Raw genomic sequence first — 22,388 nt, forward strand, 5'->3', positions numbered from 1 at the left:
CCTGTCCGAGCCGGTTCCCCGCCCGCTCGCCGTCTCCAGCCTGTGGGCGCTGGGCGCCTGCCTGCTGGCCGTCGCCTGGCTCGCCTGGAAGCAGCTCGCCGTCCCCTCGCCCCGGGACCTGCCGTTTCGCGGGGTGACGGGCGCCGCCTCGCGGGCCGAGCAGGCGCAGGCCGCGGCCCTCCTGCGCGACGCCTATGCTGTGCTCCGTTCGGACGACTTCCAGCGCAACCTGCTCACGCTGGAGCGGCGCTATCCCGAGGTCTACGCCAACCGCCGCACAGGTGAGGTCCCCCTCGCCCGGGTGGCCGCCTGGACCGCGAACGAGACCTGGGGCTCGCGCTACGCCCCGCTGGATGTCGAGCTGGTCGGCGGCGCCGACGCCCGTGACCCGCGGCGCGAACACGCCAGCGCCGGCGGCTACATCGAGACCGGGGTCTATGCCGGCATGAGCCTCGGTCGGGCCCACCTCGACCAGTACGCCTCGGACGATCAGGTGGAGCGGTCCTGTGCGGTCAACGTGGCGGCACACGAGCTGGCCCACACCATCTCCGTCACGCCGTTCTTCTTCACCAACGCCTTCACCGACACCACCACCGGCGAGAGCCGGATCCCAGACCGAGCCCTCGCCGCCACGCCGGTGGCGAGCTACCTGATCGGCGCGGTCGCACAATGCACCTGGCTGGCGCGCCAAGGTCGCGTCGCACCCGACGAGGTCGGCGCCTGCGTCGAGGTGTTCGGGACGCGCAGCATGAACTGGCTGCGCTGCGGCGCCTTCGCGGCCGGCGGCCCGGTCGCGCCGCGCGCCGGCCTGCCGCCGGCCATGCCGCCGCTCTAGTCGCCCTTCCGGCGGCGACGGGCGATGGCGCCCCGCGGGAGGCTGTGGGACTCGGCGTCGTCCCACATCAGGTGCTGCAGGATCTGAAACAGGAAGGCGGTGGACCAGCCGATCAGCAGCATCCCGTTGATCGCCTCCAGGACGCCCACGATCCGCCAGGCTTCCGGCAGCAGGGCCCCCGTCTCCCCGACCGTCGAATAGGCGCTGGTCGAGAAGTAGAGCGCCTGCTCAAGCGTGCCGAGCATGCCGGTGCGCCAGTAGATCAGCGCGTAGAGCCAGATCTCGACACCGTGCAGGACGAACAGCCCGAGCACGATGCCCAGCGGCACCAACAACCGGTCGAGCGTGATCCACCGGGCCAGCCGCCGCAGGTGCCAGCGGACGAGCGCCTGCAGCGCGTCGAGGCCGACGAGGTGGATGACGATCGTCGCCGAGACGATCGCCGTTGCGATCCAGAGCTGGTGAAACAGCATGCCCATCGTGCCGAGCCTCCGCGGAGCATGCTGGCTCCGCCTTGATCCAGCACAAGCCGGCGCTCAGGCGTCCAGGCGGGCGAAGGCCAGGCGGATGAAGTCGATCGACCGGTCGGGGTAGAGCCCGTCCTCGAGACACCAGGCCAGGGACAGCACGGCGTGGGCGCAGACCCACTGGAGCAGCCGGCGCGGATCCAGGTTGGCCTGCCGGGAAACCAGGGCCAACTGCCGCTCGAGCCGGCCGGGCGACAGCGGCGTGGCCATCTCCGGATTTCGGAAGATGTTCGCGTAGTCGTAAGCCCGCTCGCCGATCACCCCCTTGGGGTCGATGGCGAGCCAGCCCCGGGGCCCGAAATGCAGCACGTTGTCGTGGTGCATGTCGCCGTGCAGCAGCCGCACGTCCCTCGGCTCAGCCAGCAGCGTCTGCGCCAGTCGGCGCCCACGGGCGAAGACCTCGTCCTGGGCCACCTGTCGTTCCACCGACCGGAACCAGTCCTCCAGCCGGATCAGGCCCTGGGGCGGGGCGCCGGCGCGCGGGCGATGCAGTTCGGCCAGGACCCGGCAGAGCACCTCGGTGGCGGCGTCGTCCCGGCCGGCGGCCACCCAGTCCTTTAGCGCCTCGGCGGCCGAGGCGCGAAGCATCAGGAGGGCGTGGCCCTCCTGCGCGAGCACGGGCGCGGCCCCCTGCCCCGCCCACCAGGCCATGAGCTCCGCCCCCTTCACCTCCTCGTGGTAGAGGGCGAGCTTCAGCATGCAGGGCTCGGCGCCGCGGCGGACCGGCTGCAGGAGACTCCGCGTCCACACGGTCTGGAACGGCCAGCCGTCCAGCTCCAGGCCCCATCGGGCGAGCCACGGCGCGATGTCTGTGGATTCCGCCTCCATGCGACGAATCGCCCCCAAAGCTTGGCCGGTTCCCCGGCGTTACCCTCGCGGCCAATCCGAGGAAACACCCCCATGAAGCTGACATCCGCCCAGGCCCGCGCGCACGCCGACGAGGTGCGCGAGACCAGCCTCACCATCCTTCGCGGCCTGATCCCGGTCGAGACCATCGACCGGTGGAACGCCGCCTTCCAGCCGCTTCTGCAGGACGCCATCCGCCGTGAGGGCGACGACCCGAACCGCGGCGCGAACCGGTACTACGTCACCCTCCCCTTCCAGGACCTCTGGGCCGACCCGCAGATCGTCGACAACAACGCCATCATGGCGGTGGTGGAGGAACTGGTGGGCGCCGACGGCGTCATGTGCCAGCTCGCCACCGACACACCCTGCCTGGGCTCGGAGTACCAGGACCTGCACCGCGACACCCAGCTCCTGTTCCCGGAGAGCGGCGTCGAGACGCCGCCCTACCAGCTCGCCGTCAACTTCCCGCTGATCGACGTCACCGACGAGACCGGGCCCATGGAGTACGCGCCTGGCACCCACATGATGTCCAAGGCCGACGGCATGCGCGCCGTCGAGACCGGCGAGATCCCGCTGGTGAAGGGCTACATGAACCGCGGCGACGTGATGATCCGCGACGTGCGCCACATCCACCGCGGCACCCCCAATCCCTCGTCCACCCCGCGCCCGATGGTGGTGATCGGCTACTCGCGACGCTGGCTGTTCCGCCCCGAGGTGAACATCCGCGTCCCGGCCGAGGTGCTGGTGTCGATGCCCGAGCGGGCGCGGCGCTGGCTGCGGTTCAATCCGGTGTTCGAGACCAAGGCCGAGGCGGCGGCGCGCGAGGAGAGCTACCGGGCCTTCGCCTACTAGATCGACTGGTCCTCGACCCGCACGAGCGCCCAGCAGCCGCGCCGCTCGAACTCATAGGTGACCATGAAGGCGTCGCTGTCGGGCAGGCTCAGCGTCACTCGGGTCCGCTGGCCCTGGGCCTCGGTCTTCATCCTCATGCGCTCGGCGGCGCGCTCGCGGCCGTTCGGCACGACCGGATAGCTGAGCTCCGTCTTCGGCTTCCGCGCGACCGTCGTCTCCGGCGTGCCGGCCGGATCGTAGTCGGTGGTCACCACCGTGGGCGAGGTGAACTCGCGCTGGAACGCCACGTCCTCGCTGAACCGCGCGAAGAACGAGCCGAAGTCGGCCGGGCACGTGGATTCGGGCGTCGTGGCGCAGCCGGAGAGCGCCAGCGCAGCGGCCAGGGGAATCAGGCGGCGCATGGAGGGAGGCTGTCCCTTCTCCCGCGTGGGGAGAAGGGACGCGGTTCGCCTCAGGTCCGGCGGGTCGTGGTGCGGGTGGACGCGGAGTCCTGGCCCGTGTTGCCGGCGCCGGTCGCCGGGCCGTCGCGGCTCATCAGGGTCTCGGTGGCGCTGTCGCCGAAGCCCGAGCCCGAGCCGGTGACGGGGTTCGAGGCCACGCGCAGATTGTTCTGCACATGGTCGACGCCGGAGATGTCCTCGACCAGCCGCTCGGCGCGGTGCTTGGCCTGACGGTTCTCCACCGTGCCGGACAGCGTCACCTCGCCGCCCTCCACCTTCACGTCGATGTTCGAGGCGTCGAGCCAACTGTCGTCGGCGAGGCGTTCGTGGACTTCCTCGCTGATCCGCTCGTTGGAGCGCTTGTAGCCCTTCGGCCCACGTCCACGGTGGCCACGGTCCTCCATGCGCCAGTCGCGGCCGTAGTCCTCGCGGAAGCCGCGCGGCTCGTCGCCGCGCGAGCCTTCCATCAGGCTGTCGCCGCGGAACCAGTTGGAGATCTTCTGGCCGGCCCGGCTCAGGAAGTCGCCCGCGCGGTCCATGGGATCGCGGCCGCCGCCGCGGTCGTCGCCCTGGCGGCCGCCATCGCCGTAGCCGCGTTCGAAGTCGTATCCGCCCGTGCCGCCGGAGGCCGTGCCGCCGTAGGCCGGGCGCATGTTACCCTGCCGGTAGTCGCCGCGGTCGGCATAGGCTTGGCCGTAGCTGTCGGCGCCGTAGCCGCCGCCGTAGGACTGACGGCCGCCGCCGAAGCCTTCGCGTCGGGCGTCGTAGCCGCCGGGCACTTTGCCGTACTCGCGGCCGCCCATGCCGTACTCCTCGCGGTAGATCGGCTGGCGGTCGTCGTCGCCGTAGTAGCGCCCGCCCGAGGAATAGTCCTGGCCGCCGCGGGTGTAATCCTCGTTTCGGAACGCCGGGCTCGGCCCGCCGTAGTCGCGGCCTTGCCAGTCGCGGCCGTGCACGGCGCCCTGGTCCTGGGTGCGGAAGGCGGGGCTGGTCCCCTGATAGTCGCGGTCCTGCCAGTCGCCGCCGCGCCCGCCACCGCCGCCGCCCATGCTCCGGCCCTGGTAGCCGCTGGAGCGGCCGCCGCCCGCGCCACGGCCGTAGCTGTCGCCGCCGCCGTAGGTCCCGCCGCCGGAGCTCATGCCCGTGCCGCGGGTGTAGTTCTCGCCGGTCTCGCGCTCGCCGAACACCCGGTCGCGGTCAGGCCCCTCGAAGCGGGCGCCGAACTCGTCGTCGCCGGCGCCGAAGCTGCGCCCCTCGCCGCGGCTGCGGTAGTCGAAGTCGTAGCCGCCGCGGTAGTCCTCGCGGCCGCCGCGCTGGTCGTCGTCGCGTCCGTAGTCGCCGCCCCGTCCGTAGCTCTCCGACCGGCGCCAGTCGCGGTCCCGCATCTGACGGTCGCGCTCGTCCATCCATCTGTCGGCCATGGGGCAGTCCTCCGTGTTTCAGGCTCTCAGGGCGCAAGCGGCCCTGTGGGCACAACACGGGTCGGCGATGGACGTTCCGACCAAGGACGCCGCGCTCTCGGCTTCGTGAGGAGGACTTGCCGGAGGCCTAGAGCGGGATGTTGTCGTGCTTCTTCCAGGGATTGGAGAGCTGCTTGCCGCGGAGGTTCTTCAGCGCGTTGACGATCCGCCGGCGGGTGCCGTGCGGCATGATCACGTCGTCGATGTAGCCGCGCGACGCCGCCACGAACGGATTGGCGAAGCGGGCCTTGTACTCGGCCTCCCGCTCCGCGAGCTGCTCCGGCGTCTGGTTCCGGAAGATGATCTCCACCGCGCCCTTGGAGCCCATCACCGCGATCTCGGCGGTCGGCCAGGCGTAGTTCACGTCCCCCCGGATGTGCTTGGAGCTCATCACGTCGTAGGCCCCGCCGTAGGCCTTGCGGGTGATCAGGGTAATCTTGGGCACGGTGGCTTCGGCGTAGGCGAACAGCAGCTTGGCGCCGTGGCGGATCAGGCCGCCCTGCTCCTGCTTGGTGCCCGGCATGAAGCCCGGCACGTCCACGAAGGTGACGATCGGGATCTCGAAGGCGTCGCAGAAGCGCACGAAGCGCGCCGCCTTGCGGCTGGCGTCGATGTCCAGCACGCCGGCCAGCACCTGCGGCTGGTTGGCGACGATCCCCACCGGCTGGCCGTCCATCCGGGCGAAGCCGCAGATGATGTTCTTGGCGAAGTCGGGCGACACCTCGAAGAAGTCGGCCTCGTCCACGACCTTCAGGATCAGCTCCTTCATGTCGTAAGGCTTGTTGGGATTGGCCGGCACCAGGGTGTCCAGGCTCATCTCCTCGCGGTGCGGGTCGTCGAAGCTCTGCCGCACCGGCGGCTTCTCGCGGTTGCAGCTCGGCAGGAAGTCCACCAGCCGGCGGACCTGGGTGAGCGCCTCCAGGTCGTTGTCGAAGGCCCCGTCCACCACGCCCGACTTCATGGCGTGGATGCGATAGCCGCCGAGGTCCTCGTGGGTGACGTCTTCGTGGGTGACGGTCTTCACCACGTCGGGGCCGGTTACGTACATGTAGCTCGTGTCCTTCACCATGAAGATGAAGTCGGTGATCGCCGGCGAATAGACGTCGCCGCCGGCGCACGGGCCCATGATGACGCTGATCTGCGGGATGACGCCGCTGGCCAGGGTGTTCTCAAGGAAGATGTCGGCGTAGCCCGCCAGGCTCTCGACGCCCTCCTGGATGCGCGCGCCGCCGGCGTCGAACAGGCCGATGATCGGGGCGCCCATCTTCAGCGCCTGGCGCTGGACCTTCAGGATCTTCTGCGCGTGGGCGCCCGACAGCGAGCCGCCGAAGACCGTGAAGTCCTTCGAGAACACGAACACGGTGCGGCCGTTGATCCGCCCCCAGCCGGTGACCACGCCGTCGCCGGGGATCTTCTGCTCAGCCATGCCGAAGTCGACCGCCCGGTGCTCGACGAACATGTCGAACTCCTCGAACGAGCCCTCGTCCAGCAGCAGGTCGATGCGTTCGCGGGCGGTGAGCTTGCCCTTGGCGTGCTGGCTGGCGATCCGCTTCTCGCCACCGCCCATGCGGGCGTTGGCGCGCTTCCGTTCGAGCTCTTCCAGGATGTCCTTCAACGCGGGTCCTCTCCCTAGGCCCGCAGAGGCGTAGAGGGCTGCGCCGGGCTAGGCAAGCTCACGCCACGTCAGAGGCTTGGAGCGCCCGGCCCACGCCGCGCCGGCCGCAGCGTGCCGGCGGTCACGCCCCGGCGCAGCCGACCGGCGCATCCTGTCATCGGGGGGCTCAAACCAAGGAGCTATCGAGATGTTCAGGAACGAAATCAGCAAGGGCCTGACGCTCGCGACCGTCGCCGCAATCGCCACCTTCGCCGGCGCCGCTGCGACATCCGCCGCCGAGATCGAGGCCATGACCAAGCGCGTGAGCTACGCCGATCTCGACCTCACCCAGTCGGCCGGCGTCGCCGCCCTGCAGGGCCGGGTCAACGCCGCCGTCGTCGCTGTGTGCCAGGAATACGGCGTCATGCCGCTTCAGGACCGTCTCACCCAGCGCGGTTGCCGGATGCGCGCAATCGACGACGCCTCAAAGCAGGTTCGCCGCGCGATCGCCTCGGCCGAGCAACGGCAGCGGACCCACCTCGCGGCGCGCTGACGCGCTGAGCGCCTAGGCGGCGCCGAGGTTGCGGAACCAGCGCTCGAGCACCTGCGCCTCGCCGCGCAGACGCTCGGTCCGCTCCGCGGCCTCGGCGTCGACGCCCCACTTCTCCTCTTGCCAGCTCTCATCGACGCGGGACAGTTCGAAGGCCTCCTCGCCGGACAGCCAGCCACGCTGCAGGCCGAGGGCTAGGACGGCCGAGCCGAACAGCGAGGTCCCGAAGGCCAGCCCCGCCAGGCCGAAGTCGTCCAGCGCCAGCGCCAGCGCCTTCACCTCGGCGAGCGTCGCCGCTGGCTGGCTCTGGTGGACGATGCCGGCGGCCCGGACGAAGCTCAGGCCGAGCTCCTGCTCGGCGCGAGCCAGGACGGGCCCCCAGCGCTCCTGCTGCCGCTGCACGAGGCTCGCAGGTTGCTCGGCGAAGTAGCAGAGCACGTCGGTGCCGGCGAAACTCGCCACCTGGTCCGCAGTGGCCTCGCGGGCCTGCGGGATCGACTCGATGGCGGTGTTGGCAAGGCGCGTGGCGTGCATGGCGGCGAGCTCGATGTGCTCGCCCTGCCCGGCCCATTCCCCGGCCACCTGGTCGGCCGCGGCGCGGGTGGGCAGGACCAGACGCCCACCTTTCGGCGTGCGGACGGCGCGCGCGTCCAGCACGACGCCGAACCCGCCGTCGGCCTCCACGACCTCCACGGTCTTGTAGAAGCGCCGTGGCTTCTCGCCCGGCTCGTGAAATCCTTTTTGCATCCGGCCTGAATGGGGACGGCGGCCGCCGAGCGCAAGCCGGCTCAGCGGCGTTTCTTGCCGAACGGCTCCGGGTCCGCCTCGTGCTCGTCGAAGCCGAAGCGGTCGAAGCCGGCCTTCATCTCCGGACTGAGCGGCGCCTCGAGGATCAGGGTCCCGCGCGACGGGTGCGGGATCTCGAGCCGGCGCGCATGGAGCTGCAGCTTCAGCCCCTCGGACAGGGCCGCCGAGGTCTCGTTGCGGTACTTGGGGTCGCCGAGGATCGGGTGGCCCATGGCCAGCATGTGGGCGCGAAGCTGGTGCGTCCGGCCGGTGTGCGGCCACAGCGCCATCCAGGCCACCTTGTCGGCGGCGCGGCTCAGCGTCACGAACTCGGTCTCGGCGGACTCGGCGTTGGGGTCCTTGGGCTCGGCAGGGACCATCATTTCCCGGTCGCCGACGCCACGCTTCACGAGCGGCAGCTCCAGCACGCCCTCGCCCGGCTTGGGCAGGCCGGCCACCAGCGCCCAGTAGGTCTTCTGCGTCCGGCGCCGAGCGAAGGCGCCGGCCAGCTTGGCGGCCGCGCCCGGCGTCTTGCCGAGCACCAGGACGCCCGACGTGTCCCGGTCCAGCCGGTGAACGAGCCTCGGCCGCTCCAGCCCCTCGCCCCAGGCGGACAGCAGCCGGTCGACGTGCTTCGAGGTCTTGGTCCCGCCCTGGACCGCGAGGCCGGACGGCTTGTTGAGCGCCAGCACCTCCTCGTCCTCGTAGAGCACCAGCGAGCGGGCGAAGGCCGCCTCGCGCGGATCGATCTGCCCCTTGTCTCGTGGCGGCGGGGCGTCCGGCAGCGGCGGCACACGGACCTGCGACCCGGCCGACAGCCGCGTGTCGGGCTTGGCCCGGGCGCCGTCCACGCGGATCTGGCCCGAGCGGGTGAGCTTCTGGATCTGCACGTGGTTCAGGTGCGGCCAGCGGCGCTTGAACCATCGGTCCAGGCGGACGCCGTCCTCGCCGTTGTCAACGTAGAGGGTGCGGACCTCCCTCATGCGAACACCCGGCGCGCGGCGAAGAGGCCGGCGAACAGCGCCAGCGTGGAAAGCGCCACGGAGGCCACGGCGTAGAGCGCCGCCGCGCCGAGCGCGCGCCGCTCGAGCATCAGGGCGAGCTCCAGCGAGAAGGCCGAGAACGTGGTGAAGCCGCCCAGGACGCCCACGCCGAGCAGCAGGCGCCAGCGCTCCTGGTCGGCGCCGCCACGCTGGGCGAGCACACCCGCCAACAGGCCCATGAGGAGGCCGCCCAGGATGTTCACCGCGAAGGTGCCGTACGGCCAGCCGCCGCCAAAGGCGCGGCCGGCCTGAACGCCCACCAGGTAACGGGCCATGGCGCCCAGCGCGCCGCCCAGCCCGACGTAGAGGAGAGTCTGCATCGAGCCGCTTATGCGCCGCCGCGGGCGCGACCGCTAGGCCGGGGCGCCGCGCAGGCTCTGGCGAAGGGCGCGCGGATCGTAGACGTCGACGCCCGGCGGCCGCGGGCCGCGGCCCATGAACACCTCGATGGTGGCCGTCGCGGCGGGGCCGCCGCCCAGGTTGAAACCGGTGCCGACGCCGACGCCGACGCTCGAGCGGCGTCCGAAGTCCATGCCGCCCACCCCGAAGCTGACGCGCGGCCCGCGGTTCGGCTGCCCCTCCAGCAGGCGGTCGGAGACCCGGAACCAGTCGTAGCCCTCGGCGACGGCGAGGTCGGCCGCGCGCAGCAGGGCGTAGTCGCTCACCTGCGCCGGCGGAGCGCCTGGACCGCCGCGGAACGTGATGCGGTATCGGCCGGGCTCGATCCGGTACTCGGAGTACCCCACGGCCTGCGGGCCCGTGGCCGGCTGGTAGGCGGTCGGCGTGCTGGCGCAGCCGGCCAGCGTCAGGGCGGCGAGCGCGGGAAGGACGAGGCGTTTCATCTCAGGCTCTGGTTCGTGCGGAAAAGCCGTTCTGGTTCCGCTGCTTGCCACCCGAAACGGGCGGATTGGCGGCGCCGTTCCGATTCAGCCGAGCTTCAGCGCCGCGAGCAGCTTCGCCATGTCGGCCGGGACCGGCGCCTCCAGGCGCATCTCGCCGCCGCCCGGATGCGGGAAGACCAGTGCGAGCGCGTGCAGCATCAGGCGCGGGACGGCTTGGCCGCTCACCACCAACGCGCCGCCATAGCGCACGTCTCCGGCGATCGGCCGGCCGAGAGACGCGAGGTGCACGCGGATCTGGTGCATGCGTCCGGTCTCGGGATCCACCTCCAGCAGGGCGGCGCCCTGCCCTTCGGCGAGCGTGCGGAAGCGGGTGCGCGCCGCCTCGGCGTCCGGGTGGTCCGGCGCGCAGACGCGCATGTAGGCCTCGCGGCCGATCTCCTCGCGCCGCAGCGGCCTGTCGACCACACCCTCGCGCGGCTCGGTCGCGCCCGGCGTCACGATGGCGCGGTAGGTCTTGGCGAACTTCCGCGCCATCATCGCCTTGCCCAGGAAGCTCGCGGCCGGCTGGGTCTTGGCGGTGAGGATCACGCCCGAGGTGTCTCGGTCGAGCCGGTGGATCAGCCGTGGCCGCGCCTTGCCCGGCCTGGCGAAGGCCCAGAGCATCTCATCCAGGGTGTTGACCTGCCCCCGCCCCCCCTGGCTGGACAGGCCGGCCGGCTTGTTCAGGGCCAGGATGTGCGGGTCCTCATAGATCACCAGGGACCGGACGAGGTCGACTTCCTCGCGGCTGAGCTGAACGGGACGCTTTGGGACTTTCACCCACCCCGTTTAGCGGAGCAGGCCCCGCTTCGTCATCGCCCAGGCGTACCACGCGAAGAAGACGCAGCCGGCGAAGATCACGAGGTTCATGGTCATCGCCATCTGGCCCATCACCGCGGCGCCATCGGACAGGGCGTAGGTGTAGAGCAGGCTGAGCAGGAAGGCGGCCAGGGAGATCAGGAACACCGGCAGCGCCAGGCGCCGCCTGGCCAGGAGCAGGACCGCGCCCAGCAGCCCGCCCCAGACGCCGACCGCCCACACGCCTGTCATCCAGGCCGGCATCGCGTTGAAGTAGGAGATCTGCGCCTCGGTCATGCCGGCCGCCCGCAGCCATGCGTCGCCCTGCAGGTGGGTCATGGTGTAGTCGAACGCGCCGTAGCCGTTCCACAGGATGGCGAGCGCCCCCACCAGCCACAGGTGCCAGGGCGTCGAACCGCGGGCGGCGCCCGCGTGAGTGGTCGTCGTCATGTGCTTCCCCCCTAAGGATGCGGGGTCAGCCTACGCCTGACGATTTGGAAGAACAATGGTTGGCGATCAGTCGCCGCCGGAGCGCTCTTTGCGCAGCGCCGCCCACCGCTCCAGCCGCTCCTTGATGCGCGCCTCGGAGCCCTCCCCCCGGGGCTGGTAGAACTGGCGCCGGGCCATGCCGTCCGGGAAGTAGTTCTGGCCCGAGAAGCCGCCCTCGGCGTCGTGGTCGTAGGCGTAGCCCTTGCCGTAGCCCAGGTCCTTCATGAGCCGCGTGGGGGCGTTCAGGATGTGGCTGGGCGGCATCAGCGAGCCCGTCTCCTTGGCGGCCTTCATGGCCGCCTTGTAGGCCACGTAGACGGCGTTGGACTTGGGCGCGGCCGCCAGGTGGACGACGAGCTGGGCCAGCGCGATCTCGCCCTCCGGCGACCCGAGGAAGTCGTAGGTGTCCTTCGCCGCGTTGGCCAACACCAGCGACATGGGATCGGCCTCCCCGATGTCCTCCGCCGCCGCCCGGATCAGCCGCCGGGCGATGAACAGCGGGTCCTCTCCACCCTGCAGCATCCGCGCCAGCCAGTAGAGCGCCGCGTCCGGGTCGGAGCCGCGGATCGACTTATGGAGGGCGGAGACGAGGTTGTAGTGCTCCTCGCGGTCCTTGTCGTACGCGGGACTCCGCTTCTGGAGAATCTGGCCGAGCTCCCGGGTGGTGAGCGGCCGGGCCGAGCCGATGTTGAACAGGGTCTCGGCGAGCGTCAGCAGGTAGCGGCCATCGCCGTCGGCCAGGGCCACCAGGGCGCGCCGTGCGTCCGCATCGAGCGGCAGCGGCCGCCCCTCGAAGGCCTCGGCCTTCGCCAGCAGGCTGTCCAGCGCCTCCTCGTCCAGGCGCTTCAGGACGAACACTTGGCAGCGGGAGAGCAGCGCCCCGTTGAGCTCGAACGACGGGTTCTCGGTGGTCGCGCCCACGAGGGTGACGATCCCCTCCTCCACGAAAGGCAGGAAGCCGTCCTGCTGGGCGCGGTTGAAGCGGTGGATCTCGTCGACGAACAGCAGGGTGGCCTGTCCCGCGGCCCGGCGCACCCTGGCCTGCTCGAACGCCTTCTTCAGGTCGGCGACGCCCGAGAACACCGCCGAGAGCTGCTGGAACTCGTACCCGGCCGCCTTGGCCAGCAGGCGCGCGATGGTCGTCTTCCCGGTCCCCGGCGGGCCCCAGAGGATCATCGAGGCGAGGCGCTTCGCCTCGGCCATGCGCCCGATCGGCCCATCCGGCCCCAGCAGATGGTCCTGCCCCACCACCTCGGCCAGCGTCTGCGGGCGCAGCCGGTCGGCGAGCGGCGACGGGGCGGACGGGGTCAGCCCGGCGGCTTCGAAGAGGTCAGCCATGGGCTGCCTCTAGCATGCTCACGCCCGGTAGGTCGCGGTCACGAGCTGTCCGTTGCGCTGGATCGTGATCTGCCAGAGCGGGACCCGTGCCCCGAGCACTGAGGCGAGGTCGCGGGTGGAGCTCACGTCGCGACCGTTCACCGCCCGGACGATGTCGCCCGGGCGGAAGCCGGCGTTCATGGCAAACCCGCGGCCGACGTTGGTGATCAGCACCCCGGGGCCGGCGAAGACGTCGATGCCGAGCTCGTCCGCGACGGCCGGCGAGAGGTTCACCACGGTCGCGCCGTTCAGCGGGTTCTGGCCGCTGATCACCCGCTCGTCGCGGGCCGGGGTGGCCGGGGGCGCCTCGGCGCGCAGGCTGAGCGGCAGGTCGCGCTCGCCGCGGCGGACGGTGATCCGCACCGTGTCGCCCGGCCGGCTGTTGCCGACGGCGTAGTTCAACGTGGCGGCCTCCACCACGGGCTCGCCGTTGACGCTGGTGACCACGTCCCCCTGCCGGACGCCGGCGCGGTCCGCTGGGCCGCCCGGCCAGACGTCGGCCACCAGCGCGCCGGTCGGGCGCGGCAGGCCGAGCGTACGGGCGATCTCGGCGTCGACGTTCTGCAGGCGGGCGCCGAGCCACGGCCGCACGACCGCACGGCCGCCGCCCACCGCCGTCTCCACCGCGCGGCGCACGACGGCCGCCGGCACCGCGAAGCCGACCCCCGACGAGGTGCCGGAGCGCGAGAGGATGAAGCTGTTGATGCCGATCAGGTCGCCGTCCATGTCGACCAGCGCGCCGCCGGAGTTGCCAGGATTGATGGCCGCGTCCGTCTGGATGTAGGCCGTGGCCGCGTCGCCCGTGGGATCGGCGGTGCGGTTCAGGGCCGAGATGATCCCGTTGGTGACCGTCTGGCCGACGCCGAACGGGTCGCCGATGGCCAGCACCAGGTCGCCCACCTGGGCGTCGGAGGTGTCGTCGATAGCAAGCGTCGGCAGGCGCTCGCCGGCCGGGACGTCGATCTTCAGGACCGCGATGTCGGTGCGCGGATCGGCCAGCAGCACGCGGGCGGTGAACTCGCGCCGGTCGGCCAACGAGACGGTGATCTCCTGGCCGCCCTGAACCACGTGGTTGTTGGTGACGATGACCCCGTCGGCGCGGACGATGACGCCCGAGCCCAGGGAGCCCTGCACGCGGGCCCGCGGCGCGCCCAGGCCGAACAGCTCCCAGAAGGGGTCCGTCTGCGCGCGCACCAGCCGCTTCGACGAGATGTTGACCACGGCGGGGGCCGCCCGCTGCACCACGGGCGCGAAGGACTGCTTCATGGCCACCGCGCTCGCCGGCGGGGAGCGGTTCGGCTGGGCCAGCGACGGCTGGGCGGAGGCGAGGCCGGCGTGGCCGACGAGGGTCAGGGCGAGGACGGAAACGAGGACGCGGTGCGCGCGCATGGTCTCTCCGGGAAAACCGCGAAACGCTTGGCTATTTCCGGAGGTTTCAGGCGCAAAAATGGCGTCGCTTCAAGCCCGCACAGGCTGTGCGTCCGGAGCCTTCGCCACGCCCAGCGCGAGCGCGAAGGCCCCCGCCAGCATGCCGGCGGCCAGGTAGATCGCCAGGCCGGGCGCGTGCAGCGTCGCGTCGTGTCGAATCGACCAGGCGAACACGAGTCCGAATAGTGGCGGCCCTGCCACCGAGGCGATGCCGGTGAGGCTCTGGTTCGCGCCTTGAAGCTGCCCCTGCTCGTGCGGCTGCACGCGCCGGGTCATCAGGCCCTGCAGCCCCGGCATCAGGAAACCGACGCCGGCGAAGATCGGCGCCCCCAGAAGGTAGAGCCAGCCCGTCGACGCCGCGCCGTACCAGGCGAATCCCAGGACCCCGCAGGTAGCGCCGAGCAGGACGGCGTTTCGCTCACCGATCCGGGCAACGACCGGCCCCACCAGGAACATCTGCACGATCACGCCCAACACGCCGGTGAGCAGGAAGGTCAGGCCGAGCACGCCCGGCGACCAGCCGTACCGGTAGGTGGTGTAGAGGACAAAGATGGTCGGCAGCACCATGTGCGAGATCTGGAACAGGAACCCCACGCCGGCGAGGCCCAGCAGGCCGGTGCGCGAGCGCAGGAGCCGCAGCGCGCCCAGTGGATTGGCGCGGCTCCAGTCGTAGGTCTTGGCCCGCCGTTCCGGCGGCAGGGACTCCGGCAGGATAAAGAAACCGTAGAGCGCGTTCGCGAAGGTCAAGCCGGCCGCCACCAGGAACGGGAGCCTGAGGTCGAACTCACCCAGCGCCCCACCCAGCGTCGGGCCGATGATGAAGCCGAACGAGAAGGCCGAGCCCATCCAGCCGAACACCTTCGCCCGCTGGTCCGGCGGGGTTACGTCGGCGAGGTAGGCGTTGGCGGTGGAGAAGCTGGCGGCGGTCGCCCCGTTCACCACCCGGCCGACGAACAGCCACCAGAGCGTCGGCGCGAAGGCCATGAACAGGAAGTCGACGCCCAGGCCGATCAGCGACAGCAGCAGCACGGGGCGGCGGCCATAGCGGTCGGAGAGCATCCCCAGCATCGGCCCGAAGACGAGCTGCATCAGCCCCCAGGTGGTGGCGAAGAGCACGTTCCACTCCGAGGCCGCGGCGGTGTCGCCGCCGGTCATCTCGCGGATCAGGTTGGGCAGGATCGGGATCATGATCCCGAAGCTGACCGAGTTGATCAGGGCGCTCGCGAAGATGAAGCCGAACCCGGCCTGTCGCCGGGCCGGACCCCGTCCACCGCGCGGCGGCTGCGGCGCCACCTCGGGCGCGACCTCGGTCTGCTGCGGCGTGATCTCGGCCATCGTCTATCCCCCCGGAAGCGGCGGACCTTCGAACAAAGCGCCACGGGCGCAACGACGTTATGCGGCGTCTTCCAGAGCCCCGAGCAGCACCTGCCACCACTCACCGAGGCGCATGAGGAGAGCCTGGTCGGGGAAGCCGTGCCGGGCCGCGCTGCCGGCCGGCAGCCGGTCGAAGCCGCGGTGTTCCACGCTCACCCGCGTCTCGCCGCCGACCGCCTCGAACCGGACCTCGACCTCGGTGGTCAGCTCCGGCGGGAAGTTCGCCTGCCGCCAGGAGAAGACCAGCCGGACCGGCGGCTCCCAAGCCAGGATGCGCCCGATCTCGAAAACCCTCCCGTCGGCGAGCGTCTCGGTGAGCCGTCCCCCCTCCCCCGGCTCGAAGGCGAGGCGGCCGGGGGCGCGCGGCGTGGTCTGGAAAAGGCCGTTCGGCCGCCACCAGGCGTCGATCTCCTGGGTGAAGGCCGCGAACGCGCGCTCGGGCGAGGCCTTCACCCGAAGGGCGACGTAGACCTTCGAGGTCATCCGCCGCCCTCGACATGGGCCTTGAAGGCGGCGAGCTGCTCGCTCCAGAGCCGCTCGCTCTCCTCCAGCCATCGCAGCAGGTGCACCATGGGTTCCGGCCTCAGGGCGTAGACGCGCACGCGCGCGTCGAACTCGGGGTGGCTCTCCTCCACGAGGCCGCTGGCGCGCAGAGTCTTCAGGTGGCGGCTCATGGCGGGCGGGGTGAGCGCCAGCGCCCGGGCCAGCTCGCCTGCCGGCCGGGGGCGCTCGGCCAGCAGCTCCACCACGCGGCGGCGGTGCGGATCGGCGAGCGCCGCCAGCGTCCGGTCCACGGCGGCCGCGGCTGCGGTCAAACCCAGCCCTCGATCTTCAGACCGCTGGCGGCCTCGGCTTCCTCGCGCGTGGTGGCGCGGAGGGTCTGGCCGACCGTCCAGACGTGGCCTTCCGGGTCGCGGCAGCGGTAGGTGCGGTCGCCGTAGAACTGGTCCGCCGGGGCCATGACGATTTCGAAGCCGGCGGCCCGAGCCCGCTCGCAGTGCGCGTCCACGTCCTCGTCGACGTGGATGTGGATCGTCTGGGTGTTCTTGCCGCCGACCGAAGCCGGGCTACGGGTGTCGTCCGACCACTCGGTCCCGACCATCACCACGCTGTCACCGAAGCGCATCTCGGAGTGCACGAGGTTGCCCTCCGGGTCCTCGATCAGCATGAACAGCTCGAAGCCGAACGCCTGCTCCAGGAACTTCAGCGCGGCCTTTGGATCGCGATAGCAGATGGCGGAGGTCAGGCTGGGACGGTTGGCCATGGCGGGTCTCCCTCGGGTGCGCCGTCGTCCGTCGGGCGCGGCAGTTACTTTCACACACCGCGAATAGTTCACGCATATCGCAACTATTCCGTCAAGTGCTGGGAACCCGGCACGAAAAAGCCCCGGACCTCTCGATCCGGGGCTCGATCTTGTGGCTCGGCGGACGCTTAGGCGTCGGCGAAGTTGGCCTCGGCCGTCGGGCCGGAGTCCTTGCCCTTCTCGGCGGGGTCGCGGTCCACGAACTCGATGACCGCCAGCGGGGCGTTGTCGCCGTAACGATAGCCGGCCTTCAGCACCCGCAGGTAGCCGCCGTTGCGCTCGGCGTAACGCGGGCCGAGGACGGCGAACAGCTTGCCGACCTGTTCCACGTCACGGACGTGGCTGATCGCCTGGCGGCGCGCGTGCAGGTCGCCGCGCTTGGCGAGCGTGACCAGCTTCTCGACGAAGGGACGCAGTTCCTTCGCCTTCGGCAGGGTCGTGACGATCTGCTCGTGCTTGATCAGGCTGGCCGACATGTTCGCGAACATGGCGGTGCGGTGGGCGGTCGTACGACCGAGTTTGCGGTGAGCTTTACCGTGACGCATCTCTGAATCTCCTTGGCCTTCCGGCCCGCCGACGTCCCCAATCTCCCGGGGCGCCCTGCCTGAACAAGTCCCGGCCTGCTCCCGCCCGGGTCAACACGAAGCGCCGGGGCCCTCCACCACTGTTGCGGCTTCTTCGGGCCCGGACCGCCTTGGAGCGGCCCGGAGTCGGCGCGGTAGCGGATTACATCTGGTCTTCGAACTTCTTGGCCAGCTCTTCGATGTTCTCGGGCGGCCAGTTCGGCACGTCCATGCCGAGGTGCAGGCCCATGCCGGCGAGGACTTCCTTGATCTCGTTGAGCGACTTGCGGCCGAAGTTCGGCGTGCGCAGCATCTCGGCTTCCGTCTTCTGGATCAGGTCGCCGATGTAGACGATGTTGTCGTTCTTCAAGCAGTTCGCCGAACGGACGGAGAGCTCGAGCTCGTCCACCTTCTTCAGCAGCGCCGGGTTGAACGGCAGCTCCGGCTTGGCCTCGCCCTCGACCTTCTTCTTCGGCTCTTCGAAGGTGATGAAGATCTGCAGTTGGTCCTGGAGGATGCGCGCGGCATAGGCCACGGCGTCAACGGGGCTGACCGCGCCGTTGGTCTCCACTTCCATGATCAGCTTGTCGTAGTCGAGGCTCTGGCCCTGGCGGGTGGGCTCGACGCGATAGGCGACGCGCTTGACCGGGGAATACAGGGCGTCGACGGCGATCAGGCCGATCGGCGCGTCTTCCGGGCGGTTCATTTCAGCCGGGACATAGCCCTTGCCGGTGTTGACCGTGAACTCCATGCGCACGGTGGCGCCGTCGTCCAGGGTGCAGAGCACGTGGTCGCCGTTCAGGATCTCGATGTCGGCCGGGGCCTCGATCTGGCTGGCGGTGACCGCGCCCGGGCCGGTGGCCCGCAGCGTCATGCGCTTCGGCCCTTCGGAGTGCATCCGGACGGCGAGTTGCTTGATGTTCAGGACGATGTCGACGACGTCCTCACGCACGCCTTCCAGCGAGGAGAACTCGTGGACCACGCCGTCGATCTGCACCGCAGTCACGGCGGCGCCCTGCAGCGAGGACAGCAGCACGCGGCGCAGGCTGTTGCCCAGCGTCACGCCAAAGCCGCGCTCGAGCGGCTCGGCCACCAGACGCGCCTTGCGGCTGGCGTCGGCGCCGGGCTCGATCTGCGGCTTCTCGGGACGGATGAGCTCGTTCCAGTTTCTTTCGATCACGTATGGGTGTCCCTTGGAACGCAGGATCGCCGGCCGCGGTCGCGGTCCGGCGCCTTGAATTGCAGTACTTTATTACTCAGACGCGCCGGCGCTTCGGCGGCCGGCAGCCGTTGTGCGGAATCGGGGTCACGTCGCGAATGGTGGTGATCGTCATGCCGACCGCCTGAAGCGCGCGGAGCGCCGACTCACGGCCCGAACCGGGGCCGGAGACGTTCACTTCCAGCGTCTTCACGCCGTGCTCGGCCGCCTTCCGGCCGGCGTCCTCGGCCGCCATCTGGGCGGCGTACGGGGTCGACTTCCGGGAGCCCTTGAAGCCCATCATGCCGGCGCTCGACCAGGAGATCGTGTTCCCCTGAGCGTCGGTGATGGTGATCATGGTGTTGTTGAACGAGGCGTTCACGTGCGCCACGCCCGAGGTGATGTTCTTGCGCTCGCGGCGTTTGACGCGCGCCGGTTCCTTGGCCATCGGAGTTGGACTCTCTTACTTCTTCTTGCCGGCGATCGGCTTGGCCGGACCCTTGCGGGTGCGGGCGTTGGTGTGGGTGCGCTGGCCGCGGACCGGCAGGCCCTTCCGGTGACGCAGGCCGCGGTAGCAGGCCAGGTCCATCAGGCGCTTGATGTTGACGGCGGTCTCGCGACGAAGGTCGCCCTCGACCACGTAGTCGCGGTCGATGGCTTCGCGGATCTGCAGGACCTCCTGGTCGGTGAGCTGATTGACGCGACGCGCGTCCTCAATGCCGACCTTCTGGACGATCTCGCGGGCCTTCGCCTCGCCGATGCCATGGATGTACTGAAGCGCGATCACGACGCGCTTGTTGGTGGGAATGTTGACGCCAGCGATACGGGCCACGTGGGAAAATCTCCTGATCACGCAAAGGAAGCGCAAACAGCGCCCCGGCCCCCCTCGCCCGAAGGCACAGGCCGGCGCGTCCCTCGCGCTCTTTCGCGGAAGCGCCTCGTTATAGGGATCGGCGGGCCTCCGTCAATGCGGAATGCGCCCATTTGTGAACGAAATGTCGCCAGCGCAAGGGCTGCCCCTCGCGCGGGTGGCACACGCTCCTACCGCCCGGCCCCTCCGGACATGGTTAAGAGGATGCATGAAGCGCCGGCGGGGCGCAATTGGGGCGCGCCGCCGCGCCTGAACCTCAACCTTCCTCGATGGTTAGGGTTGCGGTGACGAGGAGGCCAAGGACGGTGCGGATCCTGATCATCGGCGCGACCGGCTTTATCGGATCGGCCGTCGCCGCCCGGCTGAAGTCCGATGGACACGAGCTGTGGGCGGTCACCCGCCGCCGCGGCCCGCTGGCCGACCGCGTGCCCGCCGACCGCCGGATAGAGCTCGACATGGCGCGCGCCACGACCCCGGCGGCCTGGGCGCCGCACCTCGAGGGCGTGGACGCGGTGGTGAACTGCGCGGGCGTCCTCCAGGACGGAGCCGCCGATTCGACCTCGGCGGCGAACCGCGACGGGCCCGCCGCCCTGTTCGCGGCCTGCGAGGCGGCCGGGGTGCGCCGGGTGATCCACTTCTCGGCCATGGGCGTCGACAAGGGCGGGCTTTCCACCTTCTCCGACACCAAGCGCGAGGGCGACGCGGCGCTGACCGCCCGTGACCTCGACTGGGTGATCCTCCGGCCCTCGGTGGTGGTCGGCCGCGCGGCCTACGGCGGCGGCGCCCTGTTCCGCAGCCTCGCCGCCCTGCCCTTCCTGCCGCGGCAGGACCAGGCCGGCGACCTGCAGGTCGTCCAGCTCGACGAGGTGGTGGAGACCGTCCGCTTCTTCCTCGATCCCGCGGCGCCGGGCCGGGTCGCGCTGGAGGTCGCAGGCCCCGAGCGCCTGTCGTTCGAGCAGGTGGTGGGCGCCTACCGCCGCTGGCTCGGCTATCGTCCGGCCCGGCCGGCGCCGGCTTTGTTCACGGGGCTGATGTACCGGCTGGGCGACGTGGCGGGCGCGCTGGGCTGGCGGCCCCCGATCCGCAGCAACGCCCGGCGAGAGATGGTCCGCGGCGCGGTCGGCGACAACAGCGCGTGGACCCGCATCACTGGCATCCAGCCCCGATCGCTGGGCCAGGCGCTGATGGCCGAGCCAGCCTCGGTGCAGGAGCGCTGGTTCGCCAACCTCTACCTGATCAAGGCTCTCGTCTTCCTGGTCTTCGCCGGGTTCTGGCTGGCCACGGCCTTCATCTCGCTCGGCCCGGGCTACGGCCTCGGCCTGGAGATCATGGCGCGGACGCCGGCCGCGCCCCTCGCCGCCCCCGCGGTGATCCTGGGCGGGCTCGCCGACCTCGCCATCGGCCTCGCCATCGCCTGGCGGCGGACCACGCGCCTCGGGCTGATCGCCGCCCTTCTGCTGTCGTTCGGCTATCTCGTCATCGGCAGCGTCCTGGAACCGGTGCTCTGGCTCGAGCCCCTGGGTCCCATGACCAAGATCTTCCCGATCGCGGCGCTGAACCTGGTCGCGCTGGCCATCCTGGACGACCGCTGATGAGCGCCTACTTCATCCTGAAATACCTGCACGTGATCGGGGCCACCGTCCTGCTCGGCACCGGCGCCGGGATCGCCTTCTTCATGCTGATGGCGCACCGGACGGGCGACCCGAAGGTGATCGCCGCCACCGCGCGCACCGTCGTCGTCGCCGACTTCCTGTTCACCACCACGGCGGTCATCGCCCAGCCGATCACCGGCCTGCTGCTGGCGCGGGAGGTGGGCTACCGTCTGAGCGAGGGTTGGATCGTGCTCTCCATCGCGCTCTACGTCTTCACCGGCGCGTGGTGGCTTCCGGTGGTCTGGATCCAGGCCCGTTTGCGCAGGCTCGCGGCGGCGGCGGATGCAGCGGGAGAGCCCTTGCCCGCCGCCTACCATCGCTGGTTCAAGGTGTGGTTCGCCTTCGGCTTCCCCGCCTTCCTGGCGGTGCTGGGCATTTTCTGGCTGATGATCGCCCGGCCGTCGTTCGAGCTTTTCGGATGAGCCGGCTCGCCACCCGGCTGCTGCTGGGCGCGCTGGCCGGGCTGACCGGCACGGCCGCCATGACCGCCTGCATGGCCCGGCTGCATCAGGCGCTGCCGGTGCAGGAGCGCTATCCCCTGCCGCCGCGCGAAATCACCGGCGCGCTGGCCCATGAGGCGCGGGGCGAGCGGCGAGACGAACTCGGCGACTGGGCGGTGGCCGCACACTTCGGCTTCGGCGCTGTGGCGGGCGCGCTGCTGTCGGCGCTGCGTTTCCCGGCCAGGCCGCTGCCGATGGCGGCCGCCGGCGTCGGCGTCTGGGCGGCCAGCTATTTCGGATGGGTCCCGGCGCTCGGCATCCTCACGCCCGCGCACCGGCATCCGGCGCGCCGCAACGCGCTCATGTCAGCCGTGCACCTGGTCTGGGGCGCCGTGGCCGCCCTGACCCTGTCGGAGCTGCATCATGCCCGGCGAACCATGTTCGCACCGGGCCCCCTGCAGGATCGCCCGGCCTAGCGGCCGGCGGCGTCCAGCGCCGCGTCGATGGCGCCGGCCACCTGGTCGATGGAGCCCATGCCGTCCACCTGCACCAGCTTGCCGGCGTTCTCGTAATACGGCAGCAGCGGCGCGGTCTGGGTGTTGTAGGCCGTGAGCCGGACCTTGAAGCTCTCCGGATTGTCGTCCGGGCGGCCGCTCTCGGCGAAACGGCCGGCGATGCGCTGCATCAGCGCCTCGTCGTCCACCTTCAGGCGCACCACCAGGTCGATCTGGCGGCCGCGGCCCTTGAGCATGATGTCCAGCGCCTCCGCCTGGGCGAGCGTGCGCGGGAAACCGTCGAAGATCGCGCCGCCGGCGGCCTCGGCCTCGGGCAGGCGGCTCTCGATGAGCTCGATGACGATCTCGTCCGAGACCAGCTCGCCGCGCTCCATGATGCCGGCCACGCGCTGGCCGAGCTCGGACCCCGAGGCGATGGCGGCGCGCAGCATGTCCCCGGTGGACAACTGCACCATGTTGCGGGTCTCCACCAGGCGCTTGGCCTGGGTGCCCTTCCCCGCCGCCGGCGGCCCGAACAGGATCAGATTCATCAGCGCCCCTCCGCGCCGGCCCTCTTGCCGGGGCCG

The 22,388-nt window shown here is 70.8% G+C and carries 28 protein-coding genes; 6 read left to right on the forward strand and 22 right to left on the reverse strand.

All coding sequences use genetic code 11. The annotated features are described in order from the left end of the window. Nucleotides 1-133: 133 nt before the first annotated feature. On the forward strand, nt 134-835 hold the full coding sequence (locus ACE3Q8_RS19090) for a hypothetical protein (RefSeq protein WP_374471921.1): 702 nt from the start codon (nt 134-136) through the stop codon (nt 833-835). Here ACE3Q8_RS19090 and ACE3Q8_RS19095 read toward each other — a convergent pair. Together ACE3Q8_RS19095 and ACE3Q8_RS19100 are read right to left on the reverse strand one after the other, a co-directional pair. Next, nucleotides 832-1,314, reverse strand: a complete 483-nt coding sequence (locus ACE3Q8_RS19095; RefSeq protein WP_374471923.1) for a hypothetical protein — start codon at nt 1,312-1,314, stop codon at nt 832-834. The two genes, ACE3Q8_RS19090 and ACE3Q8_RS19095, sit on opposite strands and share 4 nt — an antisense overlap. Before the next feature lie 57 nt (nt 1,315-1,371). Next, the gene (locus tag ACE3Q8_RS19100; RefSeq protein ID WP_374471924.1) at nt 1,372-2,190 is read right to left on the reverse strand and encodes an aminoglycoside phosphotransferase family protein; all 819 of its coding nucleotides are present in this window, start codon (nt 2,188-2,190) and stop codon (nt 1,372-1,374) included. A gap of 72 nt (nt 2,191-2,262) precedes the next feature. On the opposite strand from ACE3Q8_RS19100, the gene ACE3Q8_RS19105 reads away from it, so the two are divergent. Beyond that, entirely contained in the window at nt 2,263-3,060 is a 798-nt protein-coding gene (locus ACE3Q8_RS19105) for a phytanoyl-CoA dioxygenase family protein (RefSeq protein ID WP_374471926.1), read from the forward strand. On the opposite strand, the gene ACE3Q8_RS19110 is transcribed toward ACE3Q8_RS19105, so the two are convergent. The 3 genes from ACE3Q8_RS19110 to ACE3Q8_RS19120 all read right to left on the reverse strand — a co-directional run bounded on the left by ACE3Q8_RS19110 (nt 3,057) and on the right by ACE3Q8_RS19120 (nt 6,575). Beyond that, a complete protein-coding gene (locus tag ACE3Q8_RS19110; protein ID WP_374471927.1) occupies nt 3,057-3,461 on the reverse strand; it encodes a hypothetical protein in 405 nt (134 codons plus the stop codon). The two genes, ACE3Q8_RS19105 and ACE3Q8_RS19110, sit on opposite strands and share 4 nt — an antisense overlap. A gap of 50 nt (nt 3,462-3,511) precedes the next feature. Further along, on the reverse strand, nt 3,512-4,921 hold the full coding sequence (locus ACE3Q8_RS19115) for a BON domain-containing protein (protein WP_374471929.1): 1,410 nt from the start codon (nt 4,919-4,921) through the stop codon (nt 3,512-3,514). 127 nt (nt 4,922-5,048) lie between these two features. After that, nucleotides 5,049-6,575 carry an acyl-CoA carboxylase subunit beta gene (locus ACE3Q8_RS19120; RefSeq protein WP_374471931.1) on the reverse strand — a complete coding sequence of 509 codons (1,527 nt, stop codon included), beginning with the start codon at nt 6,573-6,575 and terminating at the stop codon, nt 5,049-5,051. Between the two features lie 187 nt (nt 6,576-6,762). Here ACE3Q8_RS19120 and ACE3Q8_RS19125 point away from each other — a divergent pair, with 187 nt between their 5' ends. Continuing rightward, a complete protein-coding gene (locus ACE3Q8_RS19125; RefSeq protein ID WP_374471932.1) occupies nt 6,763-7,107 on the forward strand; it encodes a UrcA family protein in 345 nt (114 codons plus the stop codon). A 12-nt stretch (nt 7,108-7,119) separates the two neighbouring features. Here the strand turns inward: ACE3Q8_RS19125 and ACE3Q8_RS19130 are convergent, their stop codons facing one another. The 16 genes from ACE3Q8_RS19130 to rpsM all read right to left on the reverse strand — a co-directional run bounded on the left by ACE3Q8_RS19130 (nt 7,120) and on the right by rpsM (nt 19,176). Continuing rightward, entirely contained in the window at nt 7,120-7,851 is a 732-nt protein-coding gene (locus ACE3Q8_RS19130) for an ATP12 family chaperone protein (RefSeq protein ID WP_374471934.1), read from the reverse strand. A gap of 41 nt (nt 7,852-7,892) precedes the next feature. Next, a complete protein-coding gene (locus ACE3Q8_RS19135) occupies nt 7,893-8,873 on the reverse strand; it encodes an RluA family pseudouridine synthase (RefSeq protein ID WP_374471936.1) in 981 nt (326 codons plus the stop codon). Continuing rightward, nucleotides 8,870-9,253, reverse strand: a complete 384-nt coding sequence (gene crcB / locus ACE3Q8_RS19140; protein ID WP_374471938.1) for a fluoride efflux transporter CrcB — start codon at nt 9,251-9,253, stop codon at nt 8,870-8,872. Before crcB ends, ACE3Q8_RS19135 begins: the two co-directional genes overlap by 4 nt. Nucleotides 9,254-9,286: 33 nt before the next feature. Next, on the reverse strand, nt 9,287-9,775 hold the full coding sequence (locus ACE3Q8_RS19145) for a hypothetical protein (protein WP_374471940.1): 489 nt from the start codon (nt 9,773-9,775) through the stop codon (nt 9,287-9,289). Between the two features lie 84 nt (nt 9,776-9,859). Continuing rightward, nucleotides 9,860-10,594 carry an RluA family pseudouridine synthase gene (locus ACE3Q8_RS19150; protein WP_374471941.1) on the reverse strand — a complete coding sequence of 245 codons (735 nt, stop codon included), beginning with the start codon at nt 10,592-10,594 and terminating at the stop codon, nt 9,860-9,862. A gap of 9 nt (nt 10,595-10,603) precedes the next feature. Beyond that, nucleotides 10,604-11,062: a hypothetical protein gene (locus tag ACE3Q8_RS19155; RefSeq protein WP_374471942.1), complete on the reverse strand. Its 459-nt coding sequence runs from the start codon at nt 11,060-11,062 to the stop codon at nt 10,604-10,606. A gap of 66 nt (nt 11,063-11,128) precedes the next feature. Continuing rightward, nucleotides 11,129-12,439, reverse strand: a complete 1,311-nt coding sequence (locus ACE3Q8_RS19160; protein WP_374471944.1) for a replication-associated recombination protein A — start codon at nt 12,437-12,439, stop codon at nt 11,129-11,131. Nucleotides 12,440-12,457: 18 nt separating this feature from the next. Beyond that, entirely contained in the window at nt 12,458-13,867 is a 1,410-nt protein-coding gene (locus tag ACE3Q8_RS19165; protein ID WP_374471945.1) for a Do family serine endopeptidase, read from the reverse strand. Between the two features lie 69 nt (nt 13,868-13,936). Further along, nucleotides 13,937-15,241, reverse strand: a complete 1,305-nt coding sequence (locus ACE3Q8_RS19170) for a TCR/Tet family MFS transporter (protein ID WP_374471947.1) — start codon at nt 15,239-15,241, stop codon at nt 13,937-13,939. Between the two features lie 57 nt (nt 15,242-15,298). Continuing rightward, nucleotides 15,299-15,763 (reverse strand): SRPBCC family protein, encoded by a 465-nt coding sequence (locus ACE3Q8_RS19175; protein WP_374471949.1) that lies wholly within the window; start codon nt 15,761-15,763, stop codon nt 15,299-15,301. After that, nucleotides 15,760-16,095, reverse strand: coding sequence for an ArsR/SmtB family transcription factor (locus tag ACE3Q8_RS19180; protein ID WP_374471951.1), 336 nt, complete (start codon nt 16,093-16,095; stop codon nt 15,760-15,762). The genes ACE3Q8_RS19175 and ACE3Q8_RS19180 overlap by 4 nt, the downstream gene beginning before the upstream one ends. Further along, nucleotides 16,092-16,544 (reverse strand): VOC family protein, encoded by a 453-nt coding sequence (locus ACE3Q8_RS19185; RefSeq protein ID WP_374471953.1) that lies wholly within the window; start codon nt 16,542-16,544, stop codon nt 16,092-16,094. Before ACE3Q8_RS19185 ends, ACE3Q8_RS19180 begins: the two co-directional genes overlap by 4 nt. Nucleotides 16,545-16,711: 167 nt before the next feature. Further along, complete coding sequence (gene rplQ, locus ACE3Q8_RS19190) at nt 16,712-17,128, reverse strand: 50S ribosomal protein L17 (protein ID WP_374471955.1); 417 nt, start codon at nt 17,126-17,128, stop codon at nt 16,712-16,714. Nucleotides 17,129-17,309: 181 nt separating this feature from the next. Beyond that, nucleotides 17,310-18,326 carry a DNA-directed RNA polymerase subunit alpha gene (locus ACE3Q8_RS19195; protein ID WP_374471957.1) on the reverse strand — a complete coding sequence of 339 codons (1,017 nt, stop codon included), beginning with the start codon at nt 18,324-18,326 and terminating at the stop codon, nt 17,310-17,312. A 76-nt stretch (nt 18,327-18,402) separates the two neighbouring features. Continuing rightward, nucleotides 18,403-18,792 carry a 30S ribosomal protein S11 gene (rpsK, locus tag ACE3Q8_RS19200; protein WP_056018114.1) on the reverse strand — a complete coding sequence of 130 codons (390 nt, stop codon included), beginning with the start codon at nt 18,790-18,792 and terminating at the stop codon, nt 18,403-18,405. A 15-nt stretch (nt 18,793-18,807) separates the two neighbouring features. After that, a complete protein-coding gene (gene rpsM / locus ACE3Q8_RS19205; protein ID WP_374471958.1) occupies nt 18,808-19,176 on the reverse strand; it encodes a 30S ribosomal protein S13 in 369 nt (122 codons plus the stop codon). A gap of 344 nt (nt 19,177-19,520) precedes the next feature. On the opposite strand from rpsM, the gene ACE3Q8_RS19210 reads away from it, so the two are divergent. The 3 genes from ACE3Q8_RS19210 to ACE3Q8_RS19220 are packed head-to-tail and all read left to right on the forward strand — an operon-like array spanning nt 19,521 to nt 21,783. Further along, the gene (locus ACE3Q8_RS19210) at nt 19,521-20,807 is read left to right on the forward strand and encodes an SDR family oxidoreductase (RefSeq protein ID WP_374471960.1); all 1,287 of its coding nucleotides are present in this window, start codon (nt 19,521-19,523) and stop codon (nt 20,805-20,807) included. Next, a complete protein-coding gene (locus tag ACE3Q8_RS19215; protein ID WP_374471961.1) occupies nt 20,807-21,289 on the forward strand; it encodes a DUF2269 family protein in 483 nt (160 codons plus the stop codon). Before ACE3Q8_RS19210 ends, ACE3Q8_RS19215 begins: the two co-directional genes overlap by 1 nt. Further along, nucleotides 21,286-21,783, forward strand: a complete 498-nt coding sequence (locus ACE3Q8_RS19220) for a hypothetical protein (RefSeq protein ID WP_374471962.1) — start codon at nt 21,286-21,288, stop codon at nt 21,781-21,783. Before ACE3Q8_RS19215 ends, ACE3Q8_RS19220 begins: the two co-directional genes overlap by 4 nt. Here ACE3Q8_RS19220 and ACE3Q8_RS19225 read toward each other — a convergent pair. Next, nucleotides 21,780-22,352, reverse strand: a complete 573-nt coding sequence (locus ACE3Q8_RS19225; protein ID WP_374471964.1) for an adenylate kinase — start codon at nt 22,350-22,352, stop codon at nt 21,780-21,782. The genes ACE3Q8_RS19220 and ACE3Q8_RS19225 overlap by 4 nt on opposite strands. Nucleotides 22,353-22,388: the final 36 nt, after the last annotated feature.

The sequence above is a fragment of the Phenylobacterium sp. genome (assembly GCF_041913825.1).
In the GTDB taxonomy this organism is placed as follows: domain Bacteria; phylum Pseudomonadota; class Alphaproteobacteria; order Caulobacterales; family Caulobacteraceae; genus Phenylobacterium.